21 protein-coding genes and 3 tRNA genes are annotated in these 21,910 nt (G+C 66.8%); 17 read left to right on the forward strand and 7 right to left on the reverse strand.

What is annotated here, in order from left to right:
* Genes rnc through nagZ form a run of 6 tightly spaced genes read left to right on the forward strand, consistent with a single transcriptional unit; the run spans position 1 to position 4,949 of the window.
* Complete coding sequence (gene rnc / locus MKD38_RS17565) at positions 1-771, forward strand: ribonuclease III (protein WP_012353305.1); 771 nt, start codon at positions 1-3, stop codon at positions 769-771.
* Positions 768-1,703, forward strand: a complete 936-nt coding sequence (gene era / locus MKD38_RS17570; protein WP_252678591.1) for a GTPase Era — start codon at positions 768-770, stop codon at positions 1,701-1,703. The genes rnc and era overlap by 4 nt, the downstream gene beginning before the upstream one ends.
* 54 nt (positions 1,704-1,757) lie before the next feature.
* Positions 1,758-2,645 carry a DNA repair protein RecO gene (recO, locus tag MKD38_RS17575; protein ID WP_252678593.1) on the forward strand — a complete coding sequence of 296 codons (888 nt, stop codon included), beginning with the start codon at positions 1,758-1,760 and terminating at the stop codon, positions 2,643-2,645.
* 38 nt (positions 2,646-2,683) lie between these two features.
* Positions 2,684-3,466: a pyridoxine 5'-phosphate synthase gene (pdxJ, locus tag MKD38_RS17580; protein ID WP_252678595.1), complete on the forward strand. Its 783-nt coding sequence runs from the start codon at positions 2,684-2,686 to the stop codon at positions 3,464-3,466.
* Positions 3,463-3,885, forward strand: coding sequence for a holo-ACP synthase (gene acpS / locus MKD38_RS17585; RefSeq protein ID WP_111517564.1), 423 nt, complete (start codon positions 3,463-3,465; stop codon positions 3,883-3,885). Before pdxJ ends, acpS begins: the two co-directional genes overlap by 4 nt.
* Before the next feature lie 14 nt (positions 3,886-3,899).
* Entirely contained in the window at positions 3,900-4,949 is a 1,050-nt protein-coding gene (gene nagZ, locus MKD38_RS17590; RefSeq protein WP_252678596.1) for a beta-N-acetylhexosaminidase, read from the forward strand.
* Positions 4,950-5,037: 88 nt separating this feature from the next.
* Here the strand turns inward: nagZ and efp are convergent, their stop codons facing one another.
* Positions 5,038-5,598: an elongation factor P gene (gene efp, locus MKD38_RS17595; RefSeq protein ID WP_133095544.1), complete on the reverse strand. Its 561-nt coding sequence runs from the start codon at positions 5,596-5,598 to the stop codon at positions 5,038-5,040.
* 204 nt (positions 5,599-5,802) lie between these two features.
* Positions 5,803-6,966 carry an elongation factor P maturation arginine rhamnosyltransferase EarP gene (gene earP, locus MKD38_RS17600; RefSeq protein WP_252678597.1) on the reverse strand — a complete coding sequence of 388 codons (1,164 nt, stop codon included), beginning with the start codon at positions 6,964-6,966 and terminating at the stop codon, positions 5,803-5,805.
* Positions 6,967-7,138: 172 nt separating this feature from the next.
* On the opposite strand from earP, the gene uvrC reads away from it, so the two are divergent.
* From uvrC to MKD38_RS17630, 6 genes are all read left to right on the forward strand, one after another.
* The gene (gene uvrC, locus MKD38_RS17605; RefSeq protein WP_252678756.1) at positions 7,139-9,169 is read left to right on the forward strand and encodes an excinuclease ABC subunit UvrC; all 2,031 of its coding nucleotides are present in this window, start codon (positions 7,139-7,141) and stop codon (positions 9,167-9,169) included.
* 115 nt (positions 9,170-9,284) lie between these two features.
* Positions 9,285-9,884 carry a CDP-diacylglycerol--glycerol-3-phosphate 3-phosphatidyltransferase gene (pgsA, locus tag MKD38_RS17610; RefSeq protein ID WP_252678598.1) on the forward strand — a complete coding sequence of 200 codons (600 nt, stop codon included), beginning with the start codon at positions 9,285-9,287 and terminating at the stop codon, positions 9,882-9,884.
* Positions 9,885-10,055: 171 nt separating this feature from the next.
* Positions 10,056-10,131: transfer RNA gene (locus tag MKD38_RS17615), tRNA-Gly, on the forward strand.
* Between the two features lie 60 nt (positions 10,132-10,191).
* Positions 10,192-10,267 (forward strand) — tRNA-Gly (locus MKD38_RS17620).
* Positions 10,268-10,366: 99 nt separating this feature from the next.
* Positions 10,367-10,440: transfer RNA gene (locus tag MKD38_RS17625), tRNA-Cys, on the forward strand.
* Between the two features lie 360 nt (positions 10,441-10,800).
* Positions 10,801-12,033, forward strand: coding sequence for a cation:proton antiporter domain-containing protein (locus tag MKD38_RS17630; protein ID WP_252678599.1), 1,233 nt, complete (start codon positions 10,801-10,803; stop codon positions 12,031-12,033).
* A gap of 22 nt (positions 12,034-12,055) precedes the next feature.
* On the opposite strand, the gene MKD38_RS17635 is transcribed toward MKD38_RS17630, so the two are convergent.
* Positions 12,056-12,997 carry a LysR family transcriptional regulator gene (locus MKD38_RS17635; RefSeq protein ID WP_116309388.1) on the reverse strand — a complete coding sequence of 314 codons (942 nt, stop codon included), beginning with the start codon at positions 12,995-12,997 and terminating at the stop codon, positions 12,056-12,058.
* 99 nt (positions 12,998-13,096) lie between these two features.
* Between MKD38_RS17635 and MKD38_RS17640 the strand changes: the two genes are divergently transcribed.
* The 4 genes from MKD38_RS17640 to MKD38_RS17655 all read left to right on the forward strand — a co-directional run bounded on the left by MKD38_RS17640 (position 13,097) and on the right by MKD38_RS17655 (position 16,368).
* Positions 13,097-14,203, forward strand: a complete 1,107-nt coding sequence (locus tag MKD38_RS17640; RefSeq protein ID WP_252678600.1) for a YeiH family protein — start codon at positions 13,097-13,099, stop codon at positions 14,201-14,203.
* A 716-nt stretch (positions 14,204-14,919) separates the two neighbouring features.
* A complete protein-coding gene (locus tag MKD38_RS17645) occupies positions 14,920-15,276 on the forward strand; it encodes a hypothetical protein (protein ID WP_252678601.1) in 357 nt (118 codons plus the stop codon).
* 265 nt (positions 15,277-15,541) lie between these two features.
* Positions 15,542-15,799 carry a hypothetical protein gene (locus MKD38_RS17650; RefSeq protein ID WP_252678603.1) on the forward strand — a complete coding sequence of 86 codons (258 nt, stop codon included), beginning with the start codon at positions 15,542-15,544 and terminating at the stop codon, positions 15,797-15,799.
* Between the two features lie 161 nt (positions 15,800-15,960).
* Entirely contained in the window at positions 15,961-16,368 is a 408-nt protein-coding gene (locus MKD38_RS17655; RefSeq protein WP_062800826.1) for a heme-binding protein, read from the forward strand.
* Between the two features lie 268 nt (positions 16,369-16,636).
* On the opposite strand, the gene MKD38_RS17660 is transcribed toward MKD38_RS17655, so the two are convergent.
* The 4 genes from MKD38_RS17660 to MKD38_RS17675 form a co-directional block, all read right to left on the reverse strand.
* Complete coding sequence (locus MKD38_RS17660) at positions 16,637-16,966, reverse strand: hemin uptake protein HemP (RefSeq protein WP_252678605.1); 330 nt, start codon at positions 16,964-16,966, stop codon at positions 16,637-16,639.
* Positions 16,967-17,219: 253 nt separating this feature from the next.
* On the reverse strand, positions 17,220-17,633 hold the full coding sequence (locus tag MKD38_RS17665; RefSeq protein WP_112773983.1) for an ExbD/TolR family protein: 414 nt from the start codon (positions 17,631-17,633) through the stop codon (positions 17,220-17,222).
* 21 nt (positions 17,634-17,654) lie between these two features.
* On the reverse strand, positions 17,655-18,383 hold the full coding sequence (locus MKD38_RS17670) for a MotA/TolQ/ExbB proton channel family protein (RefSeq protein ID WP_012353288.1): 729 nt from the start codon (positions 18,381-18,383) through the stop codon (positions 17,655-17,657).
* 63 nt (positions 18,384-18,446) lie between these two features.
* Complete coding sequence (locus tag MKD38_RS17675) at positions 18,447-19,103, reverse strand: energy transducer TonB (RefSeq protein WP_252678607.1); 657 nt, start codon at positions 19,101-19,103, stop codon at positions 18,447-18,449.
* 487 nt (positions 19,104-19,590) lie between these two features.
* Here MKD38_RS17675 and MKD38_RS17680 point away from each other — a divergent pair, with 487 nt between their 5' ends.
* Positions 19,591-21,903 carry an AAA family ATPase gene (locus tag MKD38_RS17680; RefSeq protein WP_252678609.1) on the forward strand — a complete coding sequence of 771 codons (2,313 nt, stop codon included), beginning with the start codon at positions 19,591-19,593 and terminating at the stop codon, positions 21,901-21,903.
* Positions 21,904-21,910: the final 7 nt, after the last annotated feature.

Genomic DNA, 21,910 nt, shown 5'->3' on the forward strand with positions numbered 1-21,910 from the left:
ATGAACCTCGACGCCTTGCAGCAACGACTCGGCTACCGATTCAGCAAGCCCGAATTGCTGCAACAGGCGCTGACGCACCGCAGCCACAGCGCCCAGCACAATGAACGCCTGGAGTTCCTCGGCGACTCGGTGCTCAACTGCGCCGTGGCCGACATGCTCTATGGCATGTTCGGCAAGCTCGACGAGGGCGACCTGTCGCGGGTGCGGGCCAACCTGGTCAAGCAGCAGGCGCTGTACGAGATCGCCCAGATGCTGCAGTTGTCCGATACCCTGCGTCTGGGCGAGGGCGAGCTGAAGAGCGGCGGTTTTCGCCGCCCCTCGATCCTGGCCGATGCGCTCGAAGCCATCGTCGGCGCGGTATTCCTCGACGCCGGCTTCGATGCCGCGCGGGCGCTGATCCGCAAGCTCTATATCCCGATCCTGGAGCAGGTGGACCCGCGCACGCTGGGCAAGGACGCCAAGACCCTGCTGCAGGAATATTTGCAGGGCCACAAGATTGCCCTGCCGCAATATAACGTAATCGCCACACACGGTGCCGCGCACAGCCAGCAGTTTGAAGTCGAGTGCACCGTGCCTAAACTGGAAGTCCGGGTGTTCGGCACCGGCGCGTCGCGGCGCGCCGCCGAGCAGGCCGCCGCCAAGCTGGCGCTGGATGAAGTCCAGAAGCTGGTGCCGCAGCTGCTCAAGCGCAGCCGCGCCGAGCGTACCGGCAAGACCCGCAAGCAACCCCAGCCGCAGGACCCGCAGCTGTCTCTCAGGTTGAAGGAATGACCGAATCTACCCATCCGCAGCAAGACGCGGCGAATACCCCGGCCGCGGCGTTCCGCTGCGGCACCGTGGCCATCGTCGGCCGCCCCAACGTGGGCAAGTCCACGCTGATGAACGCGCTGGTCGGCCAGAAGATCAGCATCACCTCGCGCAAGGCGCAGACCACGCGGCATCGCATCGTCGGCATCCAGACCACCGATGACGCGCAGTACGTGTTCGTCGACACGCCGGGCTTCCAGACCCGCCACGCCAGCGCGCTGAACCGTTCGCTGAACCGGGCGGTCACGTCCACGCTGTCGTCGGTGGACCTGGTGCTGTTCGTGGTCGAGGCCGGTTACTACGGCGCCGACGACGAGAAGGTGCTGTCGCTGCTGCCGAAGAACACGCCGGTGCTGCTGGTGACCAACAAGCTCGACCGCATCGGCGAGAACCGCTCGGAAGTGATGATGCCCTTCCTGGAGAAGATGGGGCAGCTGTTCCCGTTCCGCGAAGTGGTGCCGATGTCGGCCAAGACCCGCGACCATATCGCGCGGCTGTTCGAGATCATCCGGCCTTACCTGCCGGAAGGCGAGCCGATGTACGACGCCGACGCCATGACCGATCGCAGCGAGCGCTTCCTGGCATCGGAAATCATCCGCGAGAAGGTGTTCCGCTGGACCGGCGACGAGCTGCCGTACACCAGCACCGTAATCATCGACAAGTTCGAGACCGAAGGCCGCCTGCGCCGGGTTTTTGCCACCATCCTGGTCGAGCGCGATGCGCACAAGGCCATGATCATCGGCAACAAGGGCAGCAAGCTCAAGCAGATCTCGACCGAGGCGCGCCTCGACATGGAAAAGCTGTTCGACGGCAAGGTCTACCTGGAAATGTGGATCAAGGTGAAGAGCGGCTGGGCCGACAACGAAGCCGGCCTGCGCGCATACGGCTACGAGTGAGCCTGGCAACGATCCCGACGCCCAACCCGACAGCGAGCCCCCAGCGAGCGCCCCGTGAGCAAGACCGCTGACATCGCGCGCGCGCCCGCGCCCAAGGCCCGGCGCGCCGACCCCGTGGTCGACGAGGCCGCCGAACTGCTCGACAGCGGCGCGCTGCCCGGCATGGCCGACGCCGCCGCGCGCGCGATGATGGATCGCGCCATGCGCATCGTGCCGGCGCGGCCCGAATCGCGCGTGGCCGAGCAGCCCGGCTTCGTGCTGCACGCCTGGCCGTACCGCGAGACCAGCTTGATCCTGGACCTGTTCACGCGCGACTACGGCCGCATCTCGATGGTGGCCAAGGGCGCCAAGCGCCCGCACTCGGCGCTGCGCGCGGTGCTGCAGCACTTCCATCCGGTCTCGGTGTCATGGAGCGGCCGCGGCGAGGTCAAGACCCTGACCAAGGCAGAGTGGGTCGGCGGCATGCCGCCGCTGGCCGGCGACGCGCTGCTGTCGGCGTTCTACCTGAACGAACTGCTGATGCGCTTCTGCCCGCGCGAGGACGCGCATCCGGTGCTGTTCCGCCATTACCTGTCGACGCTGACGCGACTGGCGCATGGCGAGCCTGCCGGCCTGGTGCTGCGCAGCTTCGAGCGCGTGCTGCTGCAGGAAACCGGTTTTGCGGGGGCGTTCGATCAGTGCCTGAGCACCGGCGAGCGGGTGCTGCCGGGCCTCGACTATGTCTACCAGCCCGAGCGCGGCGTGCGCCGCGCCCAGCCGAGCGATCCGTCGACGTGGCCGGTGGTCTCGGGCCAGACCCTGCTGGACATGGCGCAGGACGACTACAGCCGCGCCCAGACCGCCGCGCAAAGCCGCGCGCTGATGCGGTTCCTGCTGCATTATTATCTGCAAGGCGCGCCGCTGAAGACGCGCCAGATACTGATCGACCTGCAGTATCTCTGACCGACAAAAACCTCCGACTTACTCCTGCACCTGCTCGCATGATCTTCCACGCAAATCCGGGCGTCATCGACCTTGGCGTCAATATCGACCACGTGGCCACGCTGCGCAACGCGCGCGGCACGGTGTACCCCGATCCCATTCGCGCCGCGCTGCTGGCGGAGCAGGCCGGCGCCGACCTGATCACGCTGCACCTGCGCGAAGACCGCCGCCATATCCGCGATGCCGACGTGCGCGCGCTGCGCCCGCAACTGGCCACGCGCATGAACCTGGAGTGCGCGATCACGCAGGAGATGCTCGACATCGCCTGCGAGATCCGCCCGCAGGACGTGTGCCTGGTGCCGGAGCGCCGCGAAGAGGTGACCACCGAGGGCGGGCTGGACGTGGCCGGCCGCTTCGAGCAGGTCAAGGCTGCGTGCGCGCAGCTGGCCGGTGCCGGCATCCGCGTGTCGCTGTTCATCGATCCCGACGTGGACCAGATCGCCGCGGCCGCGGCCTGCGGTGCACCGGTGATCGAGCTGCATACCGGCCGCTATGCCGACGCGCATGCGCCTGACGAACAGGCGACCGAGTTCCGCCGCATCGCCGACGGCGCCGATGCCGGCCAGAAGCATGGCTTGGTGGTCAATGCCGGACACGGGCTGCACTACACCAACGTGCAGCCGATTGCGGCGCTGCCGGGCATCAAGGAGCTGAACATCGGCCATGCCATCGTCGCGCACGCGGTATTCGCGGGCTGGGAGAACGCCGTGCGCGAGATGAAGGCGATCATGGTGGCCGCGCGCCTGGGCACGCAATATCCGGCCGGGGGCACCCCGGCGTGATTTACGGCATCGGCACCGACATCATCCAGATCGCGCGCGTGCAGGGCGTGATGACGCGCACCAACGGCCGTTTCGCCGAAAAGGTGCTGGGCCCCGACGAGCTGGCCAAGTACCACGCCCGCAAGGCGCGTTCGGAAAAGCGCGGCCTGGCATTCCTGGCGACGCGCTTCGCGGCCAAGGAGGCGTTCTCCAAGGCGATCGGCCTGGGCATGCGCTGGCCGATGACGTGGCGCGCGATGGAACTGATGAACCTGCCTTCCGGCGAGCCCACCGCGGTGTGCCATGGCGAGCTGGCTGCGTGGCTGGCGGAACGCGGGCTGGTCGTGCGGGTCAGTGTCAGTGACGAACATGATTATGCAGTCGCCTTCGCCATTGCCGAGCGCAGCGGCGCGGCGGCGTCTCAACCTACAGCCTTGTGAACCCAACCCCTTCCATGTCCAAGAAGAATTCCGGCAAGCGGCCGGGCCCGGTGGTCCTCGATGTCGTCGGCAAGCAGGTCGACGCGGAAGACGCGCGCCGCATCGCGCATCCGCTCACCGGCGGCGTGATCCTGTTCGCGCGCAATTTCGAATCGCGCGCCCAACTGCAGGCGCTGACGCGCGCGATCCGCGCGGTGCGCGACGACGTGCTGATCTGCATCGACCATGAAGGCGGCCGCGTGCAGCGCTGCAAGACCGACGGCTTTACCCACCTGCCGGCGATGCACCGCCTGGGCGAACTATGGGAACGCGATGTGCTGGCCGCGACCAAGGCCGCGGTCGCCTGCGGCTACGTGCTGGCCGCCGAGCTGCGCGCCTGCGATATCGACCTGAGCTTCACCCCGGTGCTGGACCTCGACTACGGCCGCAGCGCCGTGATCGGCGACCGCGCCTTCCACGCCGACCCGCGCGTGGTGTCGATGCTGGCCGGCCACCTGAACCACGGCCTGCTGCTGGCGGGCATGAGCAACTGCGGCAAGCATTTTCCCGGCCACGGCTACGTCGAGGCGGATTCGCACGTGGCGATCCCGGTCGACGAACGCACGCTGGACCAGATCCTGGGCCAGGACGCGCGCCCGTATGAATGGCTGGGCCTGTCGCTGTCATCGGTGATGCCGGCGCACGTGATCTACCCCAAGGTCGACCCCAGCCCGGCCGGCTTCTCGCGCTACTGGCTGCAGGACGTGCTGCGCGCGCAGCTGGGCTTCGAGGGCGTGATCTTCAGCGACGACCTCAGCATGGAAGGCGCCAGCGTCGCCGGCACCGTCACCGAGGCCGCGCGCGCCGCGCTGGGCGCGGGCTGCGACATGGTGCTGATCTGCAACCACCCGGACCGCGCCGACCAGTTGCTGAGCGAGCTCGACGTCGAGATCGGCAAGGCCTCGCAGCGCCGCATCCGCAAGCTGTTCGCGCGCCGCAAGCCGCTCGACTGGAACAAGCTGCAGCAGGAAGGTGAGTACCGCGCCGCGCTGCGCACGCTGAAGGAACACGAGCTGATCGCCTGAACGGCGTGAAGTGCGCAAACAAAAATGGCAGCCTCGGCTGCCATTTTTGTTTGCCCGCCCCGCGTTGAAGCGGGGCCAGACCAGCGCCTTAGTTGGCGCGGCTGCGGTATTCGCCGGTGCGGGTGTCGATTTCGATCTTGTCGCCGATGTTGCAGAACAGCGGCACTTGCAGTTCGAAGCCGGTGTTGATCTTGGCGCCCTTGAGCACCTTGCCCGACGAGGTGTCGCCCTTGACGGCCGGCTCGGTGTAGACGATCTCGCGGACCAGCGTGGTCGGCATTTCGACCGAGATGGCCTTGTCGTTGTAGAACACGACTTCAACGTTCATGCCGTCCTCGAGGTAGTTCAGCGAGTCACCCATGCTGTCCTGCTCGACTTCGTACTGGTTGTAGTCGGCGTCCATGAACACGTACATCGGGTCAGCGAAGTACGAGTAGGTGCATTCGCGGCGCTCGAGCACCACCACTTCGAACTTGTCGTCGGCCTTGAACACCGACTCGCCCGGTGCGTCCGTCAGCAGGTTCTTGTACTTCATCTTGACCACAGCGGCGTTGCGGCCCGACTTGTTGTACTCGGCCTTCTGCACGACCATCGGATCGCCGCCGATCATGAACACGTTACCGACGCGGAGTTCCTGTGCGATTTTCATCTGAACTGATTTCCTGAAAAATAAAGTCTAGGAATTTGGAATGGCGAAGGCGCGCTGCCGGCGTGCCCGCGGTAAGCCCGCGAGAGCCCGGATCCACGCGCTCGCGACCCCGTGCCCAGCTTGCTTTAGGTCATTGCCCCGCGTGGTGGTTCACGCCCGGCAAGACCCTGGTTCTCCGGCCCGGTCGCCATTTGGATCAACCGGTTATTTTACCTGATTTTCGCAAAACGCCACCAGGTTGGCGGCAAGGTCGCCGGGATGCTGCAAACGTCGCTCCCAGCGCGGCGCGATCCCCGCAAGTGCCGGCAGCTGCGCCCTCAGCCGCGGCCAGTCGGGCGCATTGCCGTAGCCGTTCCAGGCGTGCCAGAAATCGGCCAGCGCGGCGGCGGCTGCCGGCGCCACGCCGCTCTTCGAGAAGAGCCCCAGCCAGGCATCGAGCTTGACCCGGTGGGCCTCGTCGTCCTGCGGATAAATGTGCCAGATCAGCGGCCGCGCCGCCCACTGCGCGCGCACGAAGGAGTCTTCGCCGCGCACGAAATTGAGGTCGCAGGCCCACAGCAGTTCGTCATAGTGTTCCTGCCGCACGAACGGGATGGCCTGCACGCACAGACTGCCGCGCGCGACCGGTCGGCCCGGCTCCAGCGGGGCTCCCAGCCACTCTGCCACCTGGCCTGCCGCCAGGCCGGCCGGCACCAGGCAATGGACGGCCTCGCTGCCGTCGCGCCATTGCTCCAGCAGCGCCGGCAGCGCGGGGTTGCGGTAGGCGAACAGGCTGACGCGCAGCGCGTCGGTCAGCGGCGTCGCGCCCAGTCGGTGCCATAGTGATGCCTGTGCCGCCGCGCCGTCGAGGAACGAGGCGCGTTGCGCGCCCAGCATCGATTCACGCAGCAGCCCGCCGGTGCCGGGCTCGAAGCCGGGGAAGAAGAAGTGCTTGACCAGTGGCAGGCGTGGGTGGGGCGAGGGCATCGCGTGATGTTCGCGCACCCACGCTTCGGCGCTCAGGTACTCCAGGTTGATCCATGCGGGTTTGGACGCGCGCGCCGCCATGCGCTCGAGGAACGCCGGCGGCAGGTGGCAGGCGAAGGCTTCGATGACGGCATCGTTCGGGACGGCCTCGGCGGTGCCGTCGGCTTCGCCGGCCGCGGCGGCCGGATGCCAGGGCCGAATTTCCACGCCGGCAAGGTGCTGGACCGCCGCGGCGGTGTCCAGCTCCGGCGCCAGCCGGGTGAAGCTGGCCAGGTCGTCGACCCACAGCCGCACCGCGTGCCCGTGCTCCTGCGCCAGCTGGCGGGCCAGCCGCCAGCAGACGCCGATGTCGCCGAAGTTGTCGATCACGGTGCAGAAGATGTCCCAGGAGCGGATAGGCATGAGAGGTGGAGGGCAGCGGGGCGCGCGGTTGAATTGCTCTAAACTTGCGATTTTAGAGGCCGCGCGGCATTGACGTGCGCCGGTCCGCAGCGGTCATCGTCCCCACATGTCAGACCAGCAACCCGATTCTCAGAAACCCGCCGACGAGGTACCGGCCGAGACGCACGCCGAGATGCCTTCCGCTGCGCCAGCCGAAACGCAGGCTGAAGCGCCGGCTGAAGCCCTGGCCGAGGCTCCGGCCGAGCCCTTTGACGCCCGCCCGGTCATCTCGCGCCTGCCCGGCCTGCCCGGCGTCTACCGCTATTTCGACGCGAACGGCAACGTGCTCTATGTGGGCAAGGCGCGCGACCTGAAGAAGCGGGTGTCGAGCTACTTCAACAAGACCCAGCTGTCGCCGCGCATCGCGATGATGGTGTCGCGCATCACGCGCATCGAGACCACGGTGGTGCGCACCGAGGCCGAGGCGCTGCTGCTCGAGAACAACCTGATCAAGGCGCTGGCGCCGCGCTACAACATCCTGTTCCGCGACGACAAGTCGTACCCGTTCCTGAAGCTGACCGGGCACCGCTTCCCGCGCATGGCTTACTACCGCGGCGCGACCGACCGCAAGCACCAGTATTTCGGCCCGTTCCCTAGTGCCTACGCGGTGCGCGAGAGCATGCAGATCCTGCAGAAGGTGTTCCAGCTGCGCACCTGCGAGGACACCGTCTTCAACAACCGCACGCGGCCGTGCCTGCTGCACCAGATCCACCGCTGTACCGGGCCGTGCGTCAACGCCATCAGCGAGGACGACTACGCGCGCGATGTCGCCAACGCGGCGCGCTTCCTGCAAGGGCGCCAGAGCGAGGTGCTGGAAGGCCTGCAGGGCAAGATGGAGCAGCACGCCGAGCGCCTGGAATTCGAGCAGGCGGCGGCGGTGCGCGACCAGATCGCGGCGCTGTCGACCGTGCTCAAGCGCCAGGCGGTGGAAGAGGTGGGCGGTCAGGCGCGCGACATCGACGTGCTGGCGGTTGCGGTCGAGGGTGGCCGCGCCTGCGTCAACCTGGCGATGGTGCGCGGCGGGCGCCACCTGGGCGACAAGGCCTACTTCCCGGCCCATGCGGACGAGGCGGCGATGATCGTCGAGGATGCCGACGAGCGCGCCGAGGAGAACACCGACGAGTCCGGCGCCCCGGACGCAACACTGCCGCTGACGGTGGACCGCATTGCCACGCGCGTGCTGTCGGCCTTCATGGTGCAGCACTACCTGGAGCAGCCGGCGCCGCCCATCGTCGTGGTCAGCCATGTGCCGGACGATGGCGCGGTGCTCGAGGCGCTGGCGCTGCACGCCGGGCGCAAGGTCGCGCTGGTGCGGCAGCCGCAGGGCCAGCGCAAGATCTGGCTGGAAATGGCGCAGCAGGGCGCGGCGCTGGCGCTGTCGCGCCGCCTGGCCGAACAGGGCAGCCAGGAAGCGCGTACGCGCGCGCTGGCGGAAACCATCGGGCTGGACCTGGAAGACCTGGCGCTGCTGCGCGTCGAATGCTTCGACATCAGCCATACCGCCGGCGAGGCCACGCAGGCGTCGTGCGTGGTCTACCACCACCACGACATGCAGAACAGCGAATACCGTCGCTATAACATCCAGGACATCATCCCGGGCGACGACTACGCGGCGATGCGACAGGTGCTGACGCGGCGCTACCAGAAGCTGGTCGAACAGATCCAGGAAGACGGCGGCACGGAAGGTGGCATGGAAGGCGGCAGCGAAGTCGCGGCGCTGGTGCCGCAGATCGTGTTGATCGACGGCGGCAAGGGCCAGGTCGAGGTGGCGCGGCAGGTGTTCGAGGAGCTGGGTCTGGACATCGGCCTGCTGGTCGGCGTCGCCAAGGGCGAGGGCCGCAAGGTGGGCCTGGAAACGCTGGTGTTTGCCGATGGCCGCCCCGCGCTGGAACTGGGCCAGGGCAGTGCCGCACTGATGCTGGTGGCGCAGATCCGCGACGAGGCGCACCGCTTTGCCATCACCGGCATGCGCGCGCGCCGCGCCAAAACGCGTACTACCTCGCGGCTGGAAGAGATCGAGGGCATCGGCGCGCGCCGGCGTCAGAAGCTTCTGACCCGCTTCGGTGGCCTGCGCGGCGTGATGGCCGCGAGCATCGACGAACTGGCCAGCGTCGAGGGCATTTCGCGCGGCCTTGCCGAGGAAATCTACCGGCAGCTGCACTGACCGCGCCCGCCGTGACCGGCGGCGGGCCGGCACGCCAATCGCCGGAAATGCTCGATTGCCCCGAAATCGGCGACAATCGCAGGATTGGTTACCGTCCCCCCGCCGTCCGAGTTCCATGCCCTTCAATATCCCGATCCTGCTGACCTGGCTTCGCGTCGCCATGATTCCACTGGTGGTGGGGGTCTTCTACCTGCCCGACGCCTGGCTGCCGATGCACACCAAGAACCTGACTGCGGCGGCGTTCTTCATCATCGCGGCGGTGACGGACTGGCTGGACGGCTTCCTCGCGCGGCGCTGGAACCAGACCTCGTCGTTCGGCGCATTCCTGGACCCGGTTGCCGACAAGCTGATGGTGACCGCGGCGCTGCTGTCGCTGCTGGCGCTGGACCGCGTCACCGATCTGATCGCGCTGGTCATCATCGGGCGCGAGATCACGATTTCGGCGCTGCGCGAGTGGATGGCGCAGATCGGCGCCTCCAAGAGCGTCGCGGTGAATTTCCTCGGCAAGCTCAAGACCACGGCGCAGATGGTGGCGATTCCGCTGCTGTTGTTCAGCGACCGCCTGTTCGGCTTCGATGCCCATCTGCTCGGCACCTGGATGATTTACGTGGCGGCGGTGCTGACGTTGTGGTCGATGATCTACTACATGAAGCTGGCGTGGCCGCAGATCCGCGAACGCAGCAACATGGTGGCGCGCGCAGGCGCGCCGAAATGAAAAGAAAATCGAAAAAGTGGTTGACGGGGAGGGCAGTTCTTTGCATAATCTCATTCTCGTTGCTGACGACGCAAGCGAAAGCAGCGAGATAAGGTGGGTTTAGCGCAAGATGTTGTGAGATATCTGCGTTTTGCGGCATAAAACGCCTTGATTCGATTTTAGTAGTGCCCTGCGGGAGTAGCTCAGTTGGTAGAGCGCAACCTTGCCAAGGTTGAGGTCGCGAGTTCGAGACTCGTCTCCCGCTCCAGGTCAAGTCAGGTCCGGCAGCGTGGTCATCGCGGTGCGGGGCTGGCAGTCAAAGTTGTATGCGGGAGTAGCTCAGTTGGTAGAGCGCAACCTTGCCAAGGTTGAGGTCGCGAGTTCGAGACTCGTCTCCCGCTCCAATCCCCAAAGGGAAGCCACGCTTCCCTTTTTGTTTGGGTTGATCGCCGCACTGCGGCAGCCGCGGCTGAATGCGGATACAATCCAGCAGCACGTCACCTGGCGGGGTGGCAGAGTGGTTATGCAGCGGCCTGCAAAGCCGTGTACGCCGGTTCGATTCCGACCTCCGCCTCCAGTTGCAAGCAGAACGGCGCCTTTGGGCGCCGTTTTTGTTTCCCCGGGCCGCTTTCATGAACCGGCTGCACCGCCCGGACGTGGCGGGCATGTTACATTACTTCCGTCGTACGCTTTTCGGGGGGCTCCGCGGCTTGGTCGCGGGGCAGCATGTCAATCGCCATCCCCGATCCGTGACGCGCCGCCGGCGTGTCCGGGGCCGCTGCGGCATTTCCCGTTCTTCCCCGTTCCGATGCTGCTGCCGATGGTTGCGGCGATTGTCCCGCGCTGACCGCCGGTGCGCGCCGGATGCGCTGTGCCACTTGCCAGGGCAAGGGAGCGGGTTAGCCGTTCAGCCCCTGACACGAGGAATCCCGCACGCATGCATCACGCCACCCCGCTTATCAGTACCATCGTCGGCGGTATCGTCCTGGCCTTTATCCTTGGCGCGGTCGCCAGCCGGCTGCGCCTGCCGCCGTTGATCGGCTACCTGTGCGCGGGCATCGTGGTAGGGCCGCATACCCCCGGCTACACCGCCGACCAGGCCCTGGCGCCGGAACTGGCCGAGCTGGGCGTGATCCTGCTGATGTTCGGCGTGGGCCTGCATTTCTCGATCAAGGACCTGATGGCAGTCAAGCGCATCGCAATCCCGGGCGCGGTGGTGCAGATCGGCATCGCCACGCTGATGGGCATGCTGGTGTCGTGGGGCTTCGGCTGGTCGTGGGGGCAGGGGCTGGTGTACGGGCTGGCGCTATCGGTGGCCAGCACCGTGGTGCTGCTCAAGGCCTTGCAGGAGCGCGACCTGGTGGAATCGCCGCAGGGACGCATCGCCGTAGGCTGGCTGATCGTCGAAGACCTGGCGATGGTGCTGGCGCTGGTGCTGCTGCCGGCGATGGCGGGGCTGCTGGCCGGCGCGGGCACGGCTTCCGGCGACGCCGGCCCGGGCACGGGCGAGGTGGTGCTGGCGATCTTCGCCACGCTGGGCAAGGTGGCGGCGTTCGTCGCGGTGATGCTGGTGATCGGCCGCCGCTTTATCCCGTGGATGCTCGAGCGCATCGTCTGGACCGGCAACCGCGAGATGTTCCGTCTGGGGGTGCTGGCGACGGCGCTGGGCGTGGCCTATGGCGCCTATGCGCTGTTCGGCGTGTCGTTTGCGCTGGGCGCCTTCTTCGCGGGCATGGTGCTGGCGGAATCCGAATTCAGCCATCGCGCGGCCGAGGAATCGCTGCCGCTGCGTGACGCCTTCGCGGTGCTGTTCTTCGTTTCCGTGGGCATGCTGTTCGACCCGATGGTGCTGGTGAACGACCCCTGGGGCGTGCTGGCGACGGTGTTTATCATCGTGGTCGGCAAGTCGCTGGCGGCGCTGGGCATCGTGCGCGCCTTCGGGCATTCGGGGCAGACCGGCATGACCATTGCCGTCAGCCTGGCGCAGATCGGCGAGTTTTCGTTCATCCTCGCCAGCCTGGGCGTCTATCTGAAGATCCTGCCGGAGCGCGGCCAGGCGCTGATTCTGGCCGGCGCGCTGCTATCGATCATGCTCAATCCCGTGCTGTTCCACATGCTCGACCTGTACACCGCGCGCCGCGGCCGGGGCGCGGATCCCCAGCCGGCCTGAGGGGCTTCCTGAGCGGCTTCCTTCAGGCGCCGATGCGCGGCGCCATGGTGCGCAGGTATTCGGTGAACGCCAGCAGACCCTGGGTCGGGAACTTGTCCTGGTGCACCACCAGTTGCAGGGGCCGGACGATGCGTGGCAGGCCGTCGCGGATCGCCACCAGCGTGCCGCGCTCGAGTTCGTCGCGCACTACGTGCAGCGACAGGCAGCTGACGCCAAAGCCGCTCATCACCGCGCGCTTGATGGCCTCGGCATTGCCCAGTTCCAGCGCGAAGCGCAGTTCGCCCAGCAGCGGCACCAGCCGTTCCTCGATCACCTCGCGCGTGCCCGAGCCGGGCTCGCGCACGATCCACTCGGCATCGCGCAAGGCCACCAGGTCATGGGGCGCCGCGGCCAGCGGATGCGAGGGGCCGACGATCACCACCATCTCGTCGTCGCACCAGCGCACGCTGCGCAGGTCGCGTTCATGGCTGGCGCCCTCGACCAGGCCGATATCGGCTTCGAACTGCAACAGCGACTGCAGCACCTCGCGGGTGTTGCCGATGCGCAGGTCGAGCGTGCATGGCCCGCTGCGCGAGTGGCGGAAACCCGCCAGCAGCGGCGGCAGCATATAGCTGCCGATGGTGTTGCTGGCGGCGATGCGCAACTGGACCCCGGTCTGGCCGGCAAAGCGCTCCAGCTCTTGCGCCTGGTCAAGCAGCGACAGCGCGCGCGGGAAAAACTGCCGACCGGTCTCATTGATGCTGAGACGGCGCGCGATGCGGTCGAACAACGGGCTGTCCAGCGCGCGCTCCAGCTCCGCCAGCGAGGCGCTGACGGCGGACTGCGACATCGCCAGCGCCTGGGCCGCCGCCATGGTGCTGCCGTGCTGGGCCACCGCCACGAAGACGGACAACTGGCGCAGCGTCAGCCGCAGCGGGCGCTGCTCCGGCCGCGGCGCGGCAGGCGGGTGAGGGTGTAGGTCCATATCGAAAATATCAATAACGCATAACGATATTACCCGTTTTACGGGTTAGGTGGGCGCCATTACGCTTGAGTCACTAAAGCACACCAACCCGAGCCTGCCATGTCTTCCGTCTCCAGCCCCCGCACCACTCCGACCGCCGCGCCAGTCGCCGCGCCGGCCCTGCCGCCGCCCTGGTCCCAGCGCTTGCTGACGCTGCTGCCGCTGGGCGGCATTGCGTGGCTGGCGATTGCGCTGGCCGAGCATCCGGCGGTATCGCGCTACGGGCTCAGCGCGCTGACGCTGGCCATGTGCGCCGGCATGGTTGCGGCCAATACGCTGCCGCGCCATTGGCTGGCGCCGCTGGCTCCCGGCATGCAGGTGGCGCGGCACTACCTGCTGCGGCTGGGCGTGGCGCTGTACGGGCTGCGCCTGACCTTCGCCTCGATCGTCGCGCTGGGCCTGCCGGGCATCGCCGTGCCGCTGACCATGCTGGTCGCCACGCTGCTGTTCGGCACCTGGGTCGGCACGGCCTTCTTCGGCCTGAGCCGCCGCGAGGCGATCCTGGTCAGTTCCGGCAGCGCCATCTGCGGCGCGGCCGCGGCCATCGCGGTGTCGTCGGTGGTGCGCACCGACGACAAGCAGACTGCCGTGGCGGTGGCGACGGTGGTGCTGTTCGGTACCGTCGGCATGCTGCTCTATCCCTACCTGTACGAACTGGCCACCGGCCACTGGCACTGGGCCGTGACCGAGCGCATGTTCGGCATCTTCACCGGGGCGACGCTGCACGAGGTGGCGCAGGTGATCGCCGCCGGCAAGATGATCAGCGAGCCGACCGCCGACGCCGCCGTGGTGGCCAAGATGGTGCGCGTGCTGGCCCTGGGCCCGCTGCTGCTGGTGATGGCGCTGTGGCCGCAGGGTGGGTCGCAAGCGGCCCAGTCCGGCGCCGGGGCCGGACGCCTGCGCGGCATCATGAAGTCGGTGCCGTGGTTCGCGGTGGGCTTTGTCGCGGTGATGGCGGTCAACTCGGCCGGGGCCGTGCCCGCTGCCTGGAAGGCGCCGCTGATCGCGCTGGACAACTGGCTGCTGGCCTGCGCGATGCTGGCGATCGGCCTGCACACCCGCATCGGCGACCTGGTGCGCGCCGGCCGCAAGCCGCTGGCACTGGCCGGGGTGCTGTTTGTGTTCCTGATGGGGGTGGGGGCGCTGATGTGCTACGCGATGGCGTGACGGCGCCGTCCGGAGTCAGGCAAAAAAGGGGCGAAGGCCCCTTTTTTGTTTTGCTGCGAGTTCTTGCGGCCGCCAGTAGTGACCAGCGATCCGCAGCATGTCGCCGCCACGGAAATGGCGGCCACTGTGGATTGGTGCCCGAGGCCGGAATCGAACCGGCACGCCTTGCGGCGAGGGATTTTCTTCCCACTTCGGCTTTCGCCGCCAGCGCGGACGCTGTTCGTGGTCTGGAGCACGCCTTCACCATAGCCTTGCGGCCGTAGGTGCCCGCCGTCTGCTCTCTACACCTTCCCGACCATGCGATCGGGCTTGGCTCGGCGTTGGCTCGGATGCCATGCATCCAGGGCGTTCGCCGACTTTGACGGGCGTCACTTCGGGCGTTTCCCCCCGAAGGCTCAAATTTTCAAGTCCCTTGTGTCTACCGATTTCACCACTCGGGCGCGAGCGCTGTGTCAGTTTCCGGTTTGGCGCCAGACGGGCTCCGGTTGCTGCCAGCGCGCGGCAAGCCCGATATTGTGGTGGCTCCGCATCCCGGATGCAAGCTGCGGCTAAGACGAAAGGGCAGGTCGCGAGCGCGCCGACACCTCAGACCAGCCTTGAGCGAAAAGTGACGACACTGTTACGGCTGGTAACAATGTCGTGTGCGCCGTTGCACCTGGAAATTTCCGAACCCCTACAATATCAGTTACGAGAAATCCCACTTTTGAGAGGCGGATATGAAACGTTGGTGGCTTGCAGCATTTGGTATTGCCGCCGGGTTGGCGTCTGGCGCAGCCATGGCCCATGTGAGCGTTGGCGTGTCCGTCGGCGTTCCGGGCGTGGTGATCGGTGCGCCGGCGTATTATCCGCCCGCTCCGGCCTACTATGGCCCGCCGCCCGTCGTGGTGGCGCCGGCTCCGGTCTATTATGGTCCGCCGCCCGTGGTGGTTCGGCCGCGTCCGGTCTACTACGGTCCTGGCTATTACGGTCCGCCCCGCTATTACGGCGGTCATCGCGGCTACTATGGCCCGCCGGGCTATCACCGCGGCCATCGCCACGGGCATGGTCACGGTCACGGCAGGTGGCGCGATTAAGCGCGGTCTACGATCCACTTGTCCTGAAGACAGGGCCCGATTGCGGGCCCTTTCCTTTTGGGCGCTGCATTGCGACATAACGGTGCCGGGCTGGTTCCAGGATGACTGACGCAATTTGATCGAGGTCAAAATATTTGAACGGACTGCTCAAAGCATCACCTGCATCAGAATAAGGGTTTTCCCTAAACTACTTATGTGACATCGCGATGACGCTGGTTCATCTGGCGTGCGATGCCGTGACCAACCAAGAAGCAAGGGGAATCTCATGAAGATCAAACAAGCCGTGATTGCCGCCGCCGCACTGGCGTTCCTGGGCACTGCGTCCACCGCCTCGTTCGCTGCGGTCGGCAAGGTCGACCCGTATCTCGACGGCGCCAAGGTCGGCGCAGTCGACCCGTACACCGATGGCGCCAAGATCGGCAAGCCGGATCCGTTCACCGATGGCGCGCGTGTCGGCAAGACCGACCCGTACACCGACGGCGCCAGGCTGGGCAAGCCCGATCCGTTCACCGACGGCGCCTGACCGCGCCGCTGCAGTGCTCGCATGACCAATGGCCCGCTCGCGGGCCATTTTGCCGTGGTGCGCACGGTGGGCGGGCAGGGCGCAGGCCGGCTGCCATGACGGTGGCGCAGGTGCGGCGCTATACTTCGGCCTCTATCCAAATCAATGACCAGGAGAGTGGCATGCAGCAAAAGACGGTTCTGACGGCAGACGATGTGAAGAAGATCATGGCCGCAGCGGAAACCGAGGCAAAGAACCATCACTGGGCCGTGTCGATCGTCGTGGTCGACGACGGCGGCCATATGCTGGCCATGCAGCGCCTGGACGGCGCCGCGCCGATCTCGGCCTATATCGCCGGCGAAAAGGCCCGTACCTCGGCGCTGGGCCGGCGTGAGTCGAAGGTCTACGAAGACATGATCAACAACGGCCGCTACTCGTTCATGACGGCGCCGGTGCTGCAGGGCATGCTGGAGGGCGGCGTGCCCATCGTCTGCAACGAGCAGGTGGTAGGCGCGGTCGGCGTGTCGGGCGTGAAGTCGACCGAGGACGCGCAGGTCGCGCGTGCCGGCATCGCCGCGCTGGGCCTGTAAGGCACGCGCCGGCGCTGGCGCCGGCGCATGAAAAAGCCCCGCAGGCAAGGCCTGCGGGGCGGCATAAAAGAGGGCATGGCTGGGTAGGGCCGGCCTGGCGTGGGGTCTGACTCCCGCCCGCGGCACGCATACCTGGCTACTGCCCAACACCTCGTTCCGAGGTGGTCCCCACAAAAGTCTTTGCTGCCACGTTCGTGGCGTCCGCGCCTGGCGCGGGTTTCGAATGGCTTCCCTGGCTGTCTTCCTGCGGAATCGCCGTGGAGCTGCATCATTTGGTCAGGATCAGCTTCCCATAGCGCGTCACGCGCAGCGTGTAGACCTCGCCGTTGTGCAGGATCGGCAGCGTGCTGGCACCGCGCATGATGGCTTCCAGCGCCACCGGCTCGCCGACGGGCGCCGAGCTCAGGCTGTCGCGCACCAGCGCTTCCAGGCGCGCGGGCAGGGCGGCCACCGCGGATTTGACCGAGGCGATCGCCGACGGGGCGGTCTTGGCGCCGGCATCCCGGCGCGGCTGCGCGACCACGTCGACGCGGCGCAGCGACAAGCGGCGGCGGGTGACTTCACGGGGTTGCGACAGCGGCAGGGATAGTGTGCTCATCATCTGGCTCCGGTTCTGCGATAGGAGAGTAAGGGGAGTGCAATCAGGGGGCAGTCGTGCCGCGCCCGTCGCAGTCAATGAAAGAATATTAAATGAGAATTGTTATCATTACAATAGCCTCTCGCTAAGATTCGGGCAATAGCTACCGCTGGTGTCGCGGCACCAGCGGCAACTGCGAGCAAGCTGTCGGCACCATGACAAAAGGGCACCCGAAGGTGCCCTTTGTCGTTAGAAGGCGCCGGCAGGCGCCGGCTTACTGCTTGGGTTCGGTGATGAAGCCGATCTTGCCCAGGCCGCCATGCTGAGCGGCGGCCATGACTTCGGCCACGCGCTCGTAGCGCACCTCGCGGTCGGCGCGCAGATGCAGCTCAGGCTGCGGCTGCTGCTGCGCGGCCAGCGCGATATTGCTTTCCAGCGTGGCCTGGTCCACTTCCACCTGGTTCCAGAAGACCTTGCCGCTAGCGTCGATCGAGACGTTGATGTTCTGCGGCTTCGGGTCGTTCGGCGAGTTGGTGGCGCGCGGCAGGTCGATCTTCACCGCGTGGTTGATCACGGGGATGGTGATGATGAAGATGATCAGCAGCACCAGCATGACGTCGACCAGCGGCGTCATGTTGATTTCGCTCATCACCTCGTCGTCGTCCCCTTCGAGAGTGCCGAATGCCATGATGACTTCCTTGCTAGCGGTTTAGCGCTGTGCCGTGGCCAGGCGCACGGTGCCGTCCTCGGCGCGGGCGCCGGTGGGGCGCACGCGCGCACCGGTGACGAAGTAGGCGTGCAGGTCGTGGGCAAAGCGGTTGAGCTTCGAGATCACCGACTTGTTGCCGCGGGTGAGGGCGTTATAGCCCAGCACGGCAGGGATTGCCACGGCCAGGCCGAAGGCGGTCATGATCAGCGCCTCGCCCACCGGGCCGGCAACCTTGTCGATGGTCGGGACGCCCGAGGCGCCGATGCCGATCAGCGCGTGGTAGATGCCCCACACGGTGCCGAACAGGCCGACGAACGGCGCGGTCGAGCCCACCGATGCCAGCACGGCCAGGCCCGACTGCATCCGCGCCACCGATTCATCGATGGAGCTCTTCAGCGAGCGGGTCAGCCAGTCGGAGATATCCATCACGTCGTGCAGTTGCGGCTGGCTGGCGCGATGGTGCTGGGCAGCTTCCTTGCCGGCGATGGCCAGCGTGCGGAACGGGTTCGAATCGCCGGCGCCCAGGGTTTCCAGCGCGTGGTCGAAGTCGTCCGAGTGCCAGAAGCGCTTTTCCGCGCCTTGCGCCATCTTCTTCAGGCGCACCAGATCCCACGCCTTGGTCAGGATCACGATCCATGAGGCGAGCGACATGATCAGCAGAATGATGGCGGTCGCACGCATGACGAAGTCGCCTTGCGACCAGAGGTGGGTGAGTCCGAGGTCCTGCATGTGTTGGTTTCCTGGTGAGTTCGCTGGGTTTAGGTCAGATCAGAGATCGGAAATCTGGGGTGTTCAGTTCAGCTCGAAGCCGATCGGCTGTTGCGCCGTGACGGCGACGGCGCGGCCGTTGTCCATATAGGGCTTGCAGCGCATGGCCTGCACGGCTTCCACCGCGGCCTGGTCAAGGCGCGACGAGCCGCTCGACGACACCACGGCGGTCTTGACGACCTTGCCGCTTTCATCGGTGGTCAGCCGCACCACGGTCTTGCCGGTCTCGCCCATGCGGCGCGACTGGGAAGGATACTTCGGTTGCGGCGGCGTGCACTGGATCTCGCCGATGCCGACAGCACGCGGCGCGGCCGAAACCGGTGCCGGGGCGGGCTCGGGCGGTGCCGGGGGCGCCGGCGGGGCGGGCGGCGCTTCAGGCGCCGAAGGCGTCGGCGGCAGGTCGGCGACCGGCTGCGGTGCCGGCTTGGGCTGCGGCGGCGTCGGCTTGGGCGTGGTCACCTTGACCTGCTTGGGCGGTGTTTCCTGCTTGGGCTTCGGCTTGGGCGGCTCCGGCGGGGCCTCCTGCTTGGGCGGTTCGAGCGGAATGATGCGCGCAATGATTTCCGGCGCGATCACGGCCTCGGTGAGCTTGCGGCCCAGGCCGCTCTGGATCAGGTAAAGCAGGCCGACGTGGAACAGCAGGACGGCGAGCGTAATCTTCAAGAAGCGTTGGTCGAACATGTGTCAACAACAAAAGTCTGCCGGCGGCGGCACCTCGGCGGCCGTGCGCCGTCACTTGCGGTAGAACAGGATCAGCGAGATGCCGCAACCGACCAGCAGGCTAAGCAGCAATTCCATGATAAACGCTCCTTCAACTGGGTTGCCGTGGGAGCGCCACTCTGGGGCAGCGTGTCAGCTGCTGAGTATAAACGATAATGATTCTTATTTGTTGTGATTTGTGCGCCGCAACTGGAATTTTCTCCCTGCGCGCGTTATACCGGCAAGTCCCGGCGGCAAATCGGAAGGGGGCAATACGGTTGAATCATGCGCGCTGGCACGCCATCGCACCGCGCCGCGTTTCGGTGCCCCAGGCCACCATGGCCGGCGCCGACCGCGCACGGGCGCGCCCGCAGGGCGGGAAAGCGCGCTAGCATAGAAAGACACTGCAGACGTGGCGGTGCGCCTGTCGCGGCCCGCCATTGCGCATCGCGCGCTCGGGGACCCGTCCATGGACTTCACACGTTTTGCTGAAGATGACCGATCGACGCTGCTGCGCTCCATGCCCGGCGCCTCGTCCAGTTCGGCGCTGGACTGGATGTGCGCGCAGTTTGCCTTGCGCGTGGTCTGCGCGCTGGGGCCGCGCTTCAACCTGCGCAGCAATATCAACGATGTCCTGACCGTCAGCGCGCAGGAGATGGTGTGGCCGTACGGCGTGGTGCTGCGCGTGCAGCGCTTCCTGGCCGCGCGCTGCGCCGACATGCCCGCCTGGAAGGGCACGGCACGCCTGACCCCTGAAGAATTCCTCGACCGCCACGGCCAGTGGAACAGCGCCTTCGACGAAAGCGCGCTGTTTTATTACCTCGACGAGTACGTCAAGCACCACGCCAAGGACATGTTCGCGGTGTTCGACGCATCGGCCGCGGCGATCGCCCAGCGGCTCGAGGGCGAGCGCGTGCTGCTGGTGCGCAATATCGACATGCTCAGCCACGTGCTGGACCTGCCCGACCACGAGCGCAAGCTGCTGCTGTATGCCGCGCTGGCCAAGTACAAGCGCGACCTGCGCGCGGTGATGGTCGACTGCAAGGTGGCGCACAGCCAGGAGGCGTTCCAGATCCTCGCCGGCCTGACCGGCGCCGGCGCGGCCGACGTGGCGGCGTCGCTGCGGCCCGGCTCGCGGCTGGAAACGCTGAACCTGATCGAGCAGCCGCTGCCGGAAAACAGCGTGACCGACCTGGGCGACCTGATGCGGCTGTCGGACCGGCTGCTGCATGTGCTGCTCGGCAACTACGCCAACGAGGCCGAGATGATGGCGGTCTTCACCCGCCCGGCCGCGCCGCCCACGCTGACCACCGCCGACTATCCGCATGTGGAGACCGACGCGCGCTACCTGCGCGCCATGCTGGCCAATGCCACGCGCCAGCACGCCAGCGGCGTCAACGTGCTGATCTACGGCCCGCCCGGCACCGGCAAGACCGAATTCGCGCGGCTGCTGGCGCGCGAGGCCGGCTGCGAACTGTATGAGGTCGATTGCCTCGATCGCGACGGCAACAGCCTGTCGGGCAAGGACCGCTACCGCTCGCTGCAGGTGTCGCAGGCGTTCCTGCGCGGGCGTGCCCATACCGCGCTGCTGTTCGATGAAGTCGAAGACGTGTTCCCGGGCAGCGCGCGCGAGCTGATGAGCCTCTTCGGCCAGGAGGACACGCGCGCCTCGGTCAACGGCAAGGCCTGGGTCAACCAGACGCTGGAGCAGAACCCGGTGCCGGTGATCTGGATTTCCAATTCGATCCGGCAGATCGACCCGGCCTACCTGCGCCGCTTCCAGTTCCACCTGGAGCTGAAGATCCCGCCGCCACTGGTGCGCGAGAACATCATCCGCAAGCACCTGGGCGGGCTCGACGTTAGCGATGCCTTTATCGCCGGGCTGGCCGCGCGCAAGACACTGACGCCGGCGCAGGTGCAGTCGGCGGCGCGCTTTGTCGAACTGGCGCGGCCGAATCTGGAAGACCCGGTGGAAGAACCGGTGGAGGCGCTGATCCTGCGCCAGCTCGAACATGCCGACCGCGCCATGGGCCTGCGCCCCGAGGCCGAGGCGCGCCCGGTGGTGACGCACTACCGGCTCGAGAACCTGCACCTCGAGACCCGCTACGACGTGGTCAAGATCGTCGACGCGCTGCGCGTGCGCCAGCGCGGCACGTTGTGCTTCTATGGCCCGCCCGGCACGGGCAAGACCGCGCTGGCCGAGCATATCGCGGCCGGGCTGGACCTGCCGCTGATGATCCGGCGCGCCTCGGACCTGATGAGCAAGTACGTGGGCGAGACCGAGCAGCAGATCGCCGCGATGTTCGCGCGCGCGGAAGAGGACGGCGCGGTGCTGCTGCTGGACGAGGCCGACAGCTTCATGCAGAGCCGCCAGCAGGCGGTGCGCAACTACGAGATCTCCGAGGTCAACGAGATGCTGCAGGGCATGGAGCGCTTCAACGGCATCTTCATCTGCACCACCAACCTGTTCGACCGCATCGACGAGGCCGCGCTGCGTCGCTTCTCGTTCAAGATCCGCTTCCTGGCGCTGAAGCCCGCGCAACGCGTGGCGATGTTTGTCGACGAGGCGCTCGAGGGCGAGGCCGCCGGCCTGACCAACGTCATGCGCGCGGACCTGGATGCGATGGACTGCCTGACGCCCGGCGACTTTGCCACGGTCAAGCGCCAATGCGTGCTGCTGGGCGAGGCGCTGACGCCCGACGAATTCCTGGCGCAGCTGCGCCAGGAGCATGCGATCAAGCCCGAGGTGCGCGAGCACCGGCCGCTGGGCTTCCTGCGCTGACCGAAGG

Source organism: Cupriavidus sp. WGlv3, assembly GCF_023952475.1.
Taxonomy (GTDB): Bacteria; Pseudomonadota; Gammaproteobacteria; order Burkholderiales; family Burkholderiaceae; genus Cupriavidus; species Cupriavidus phytorum.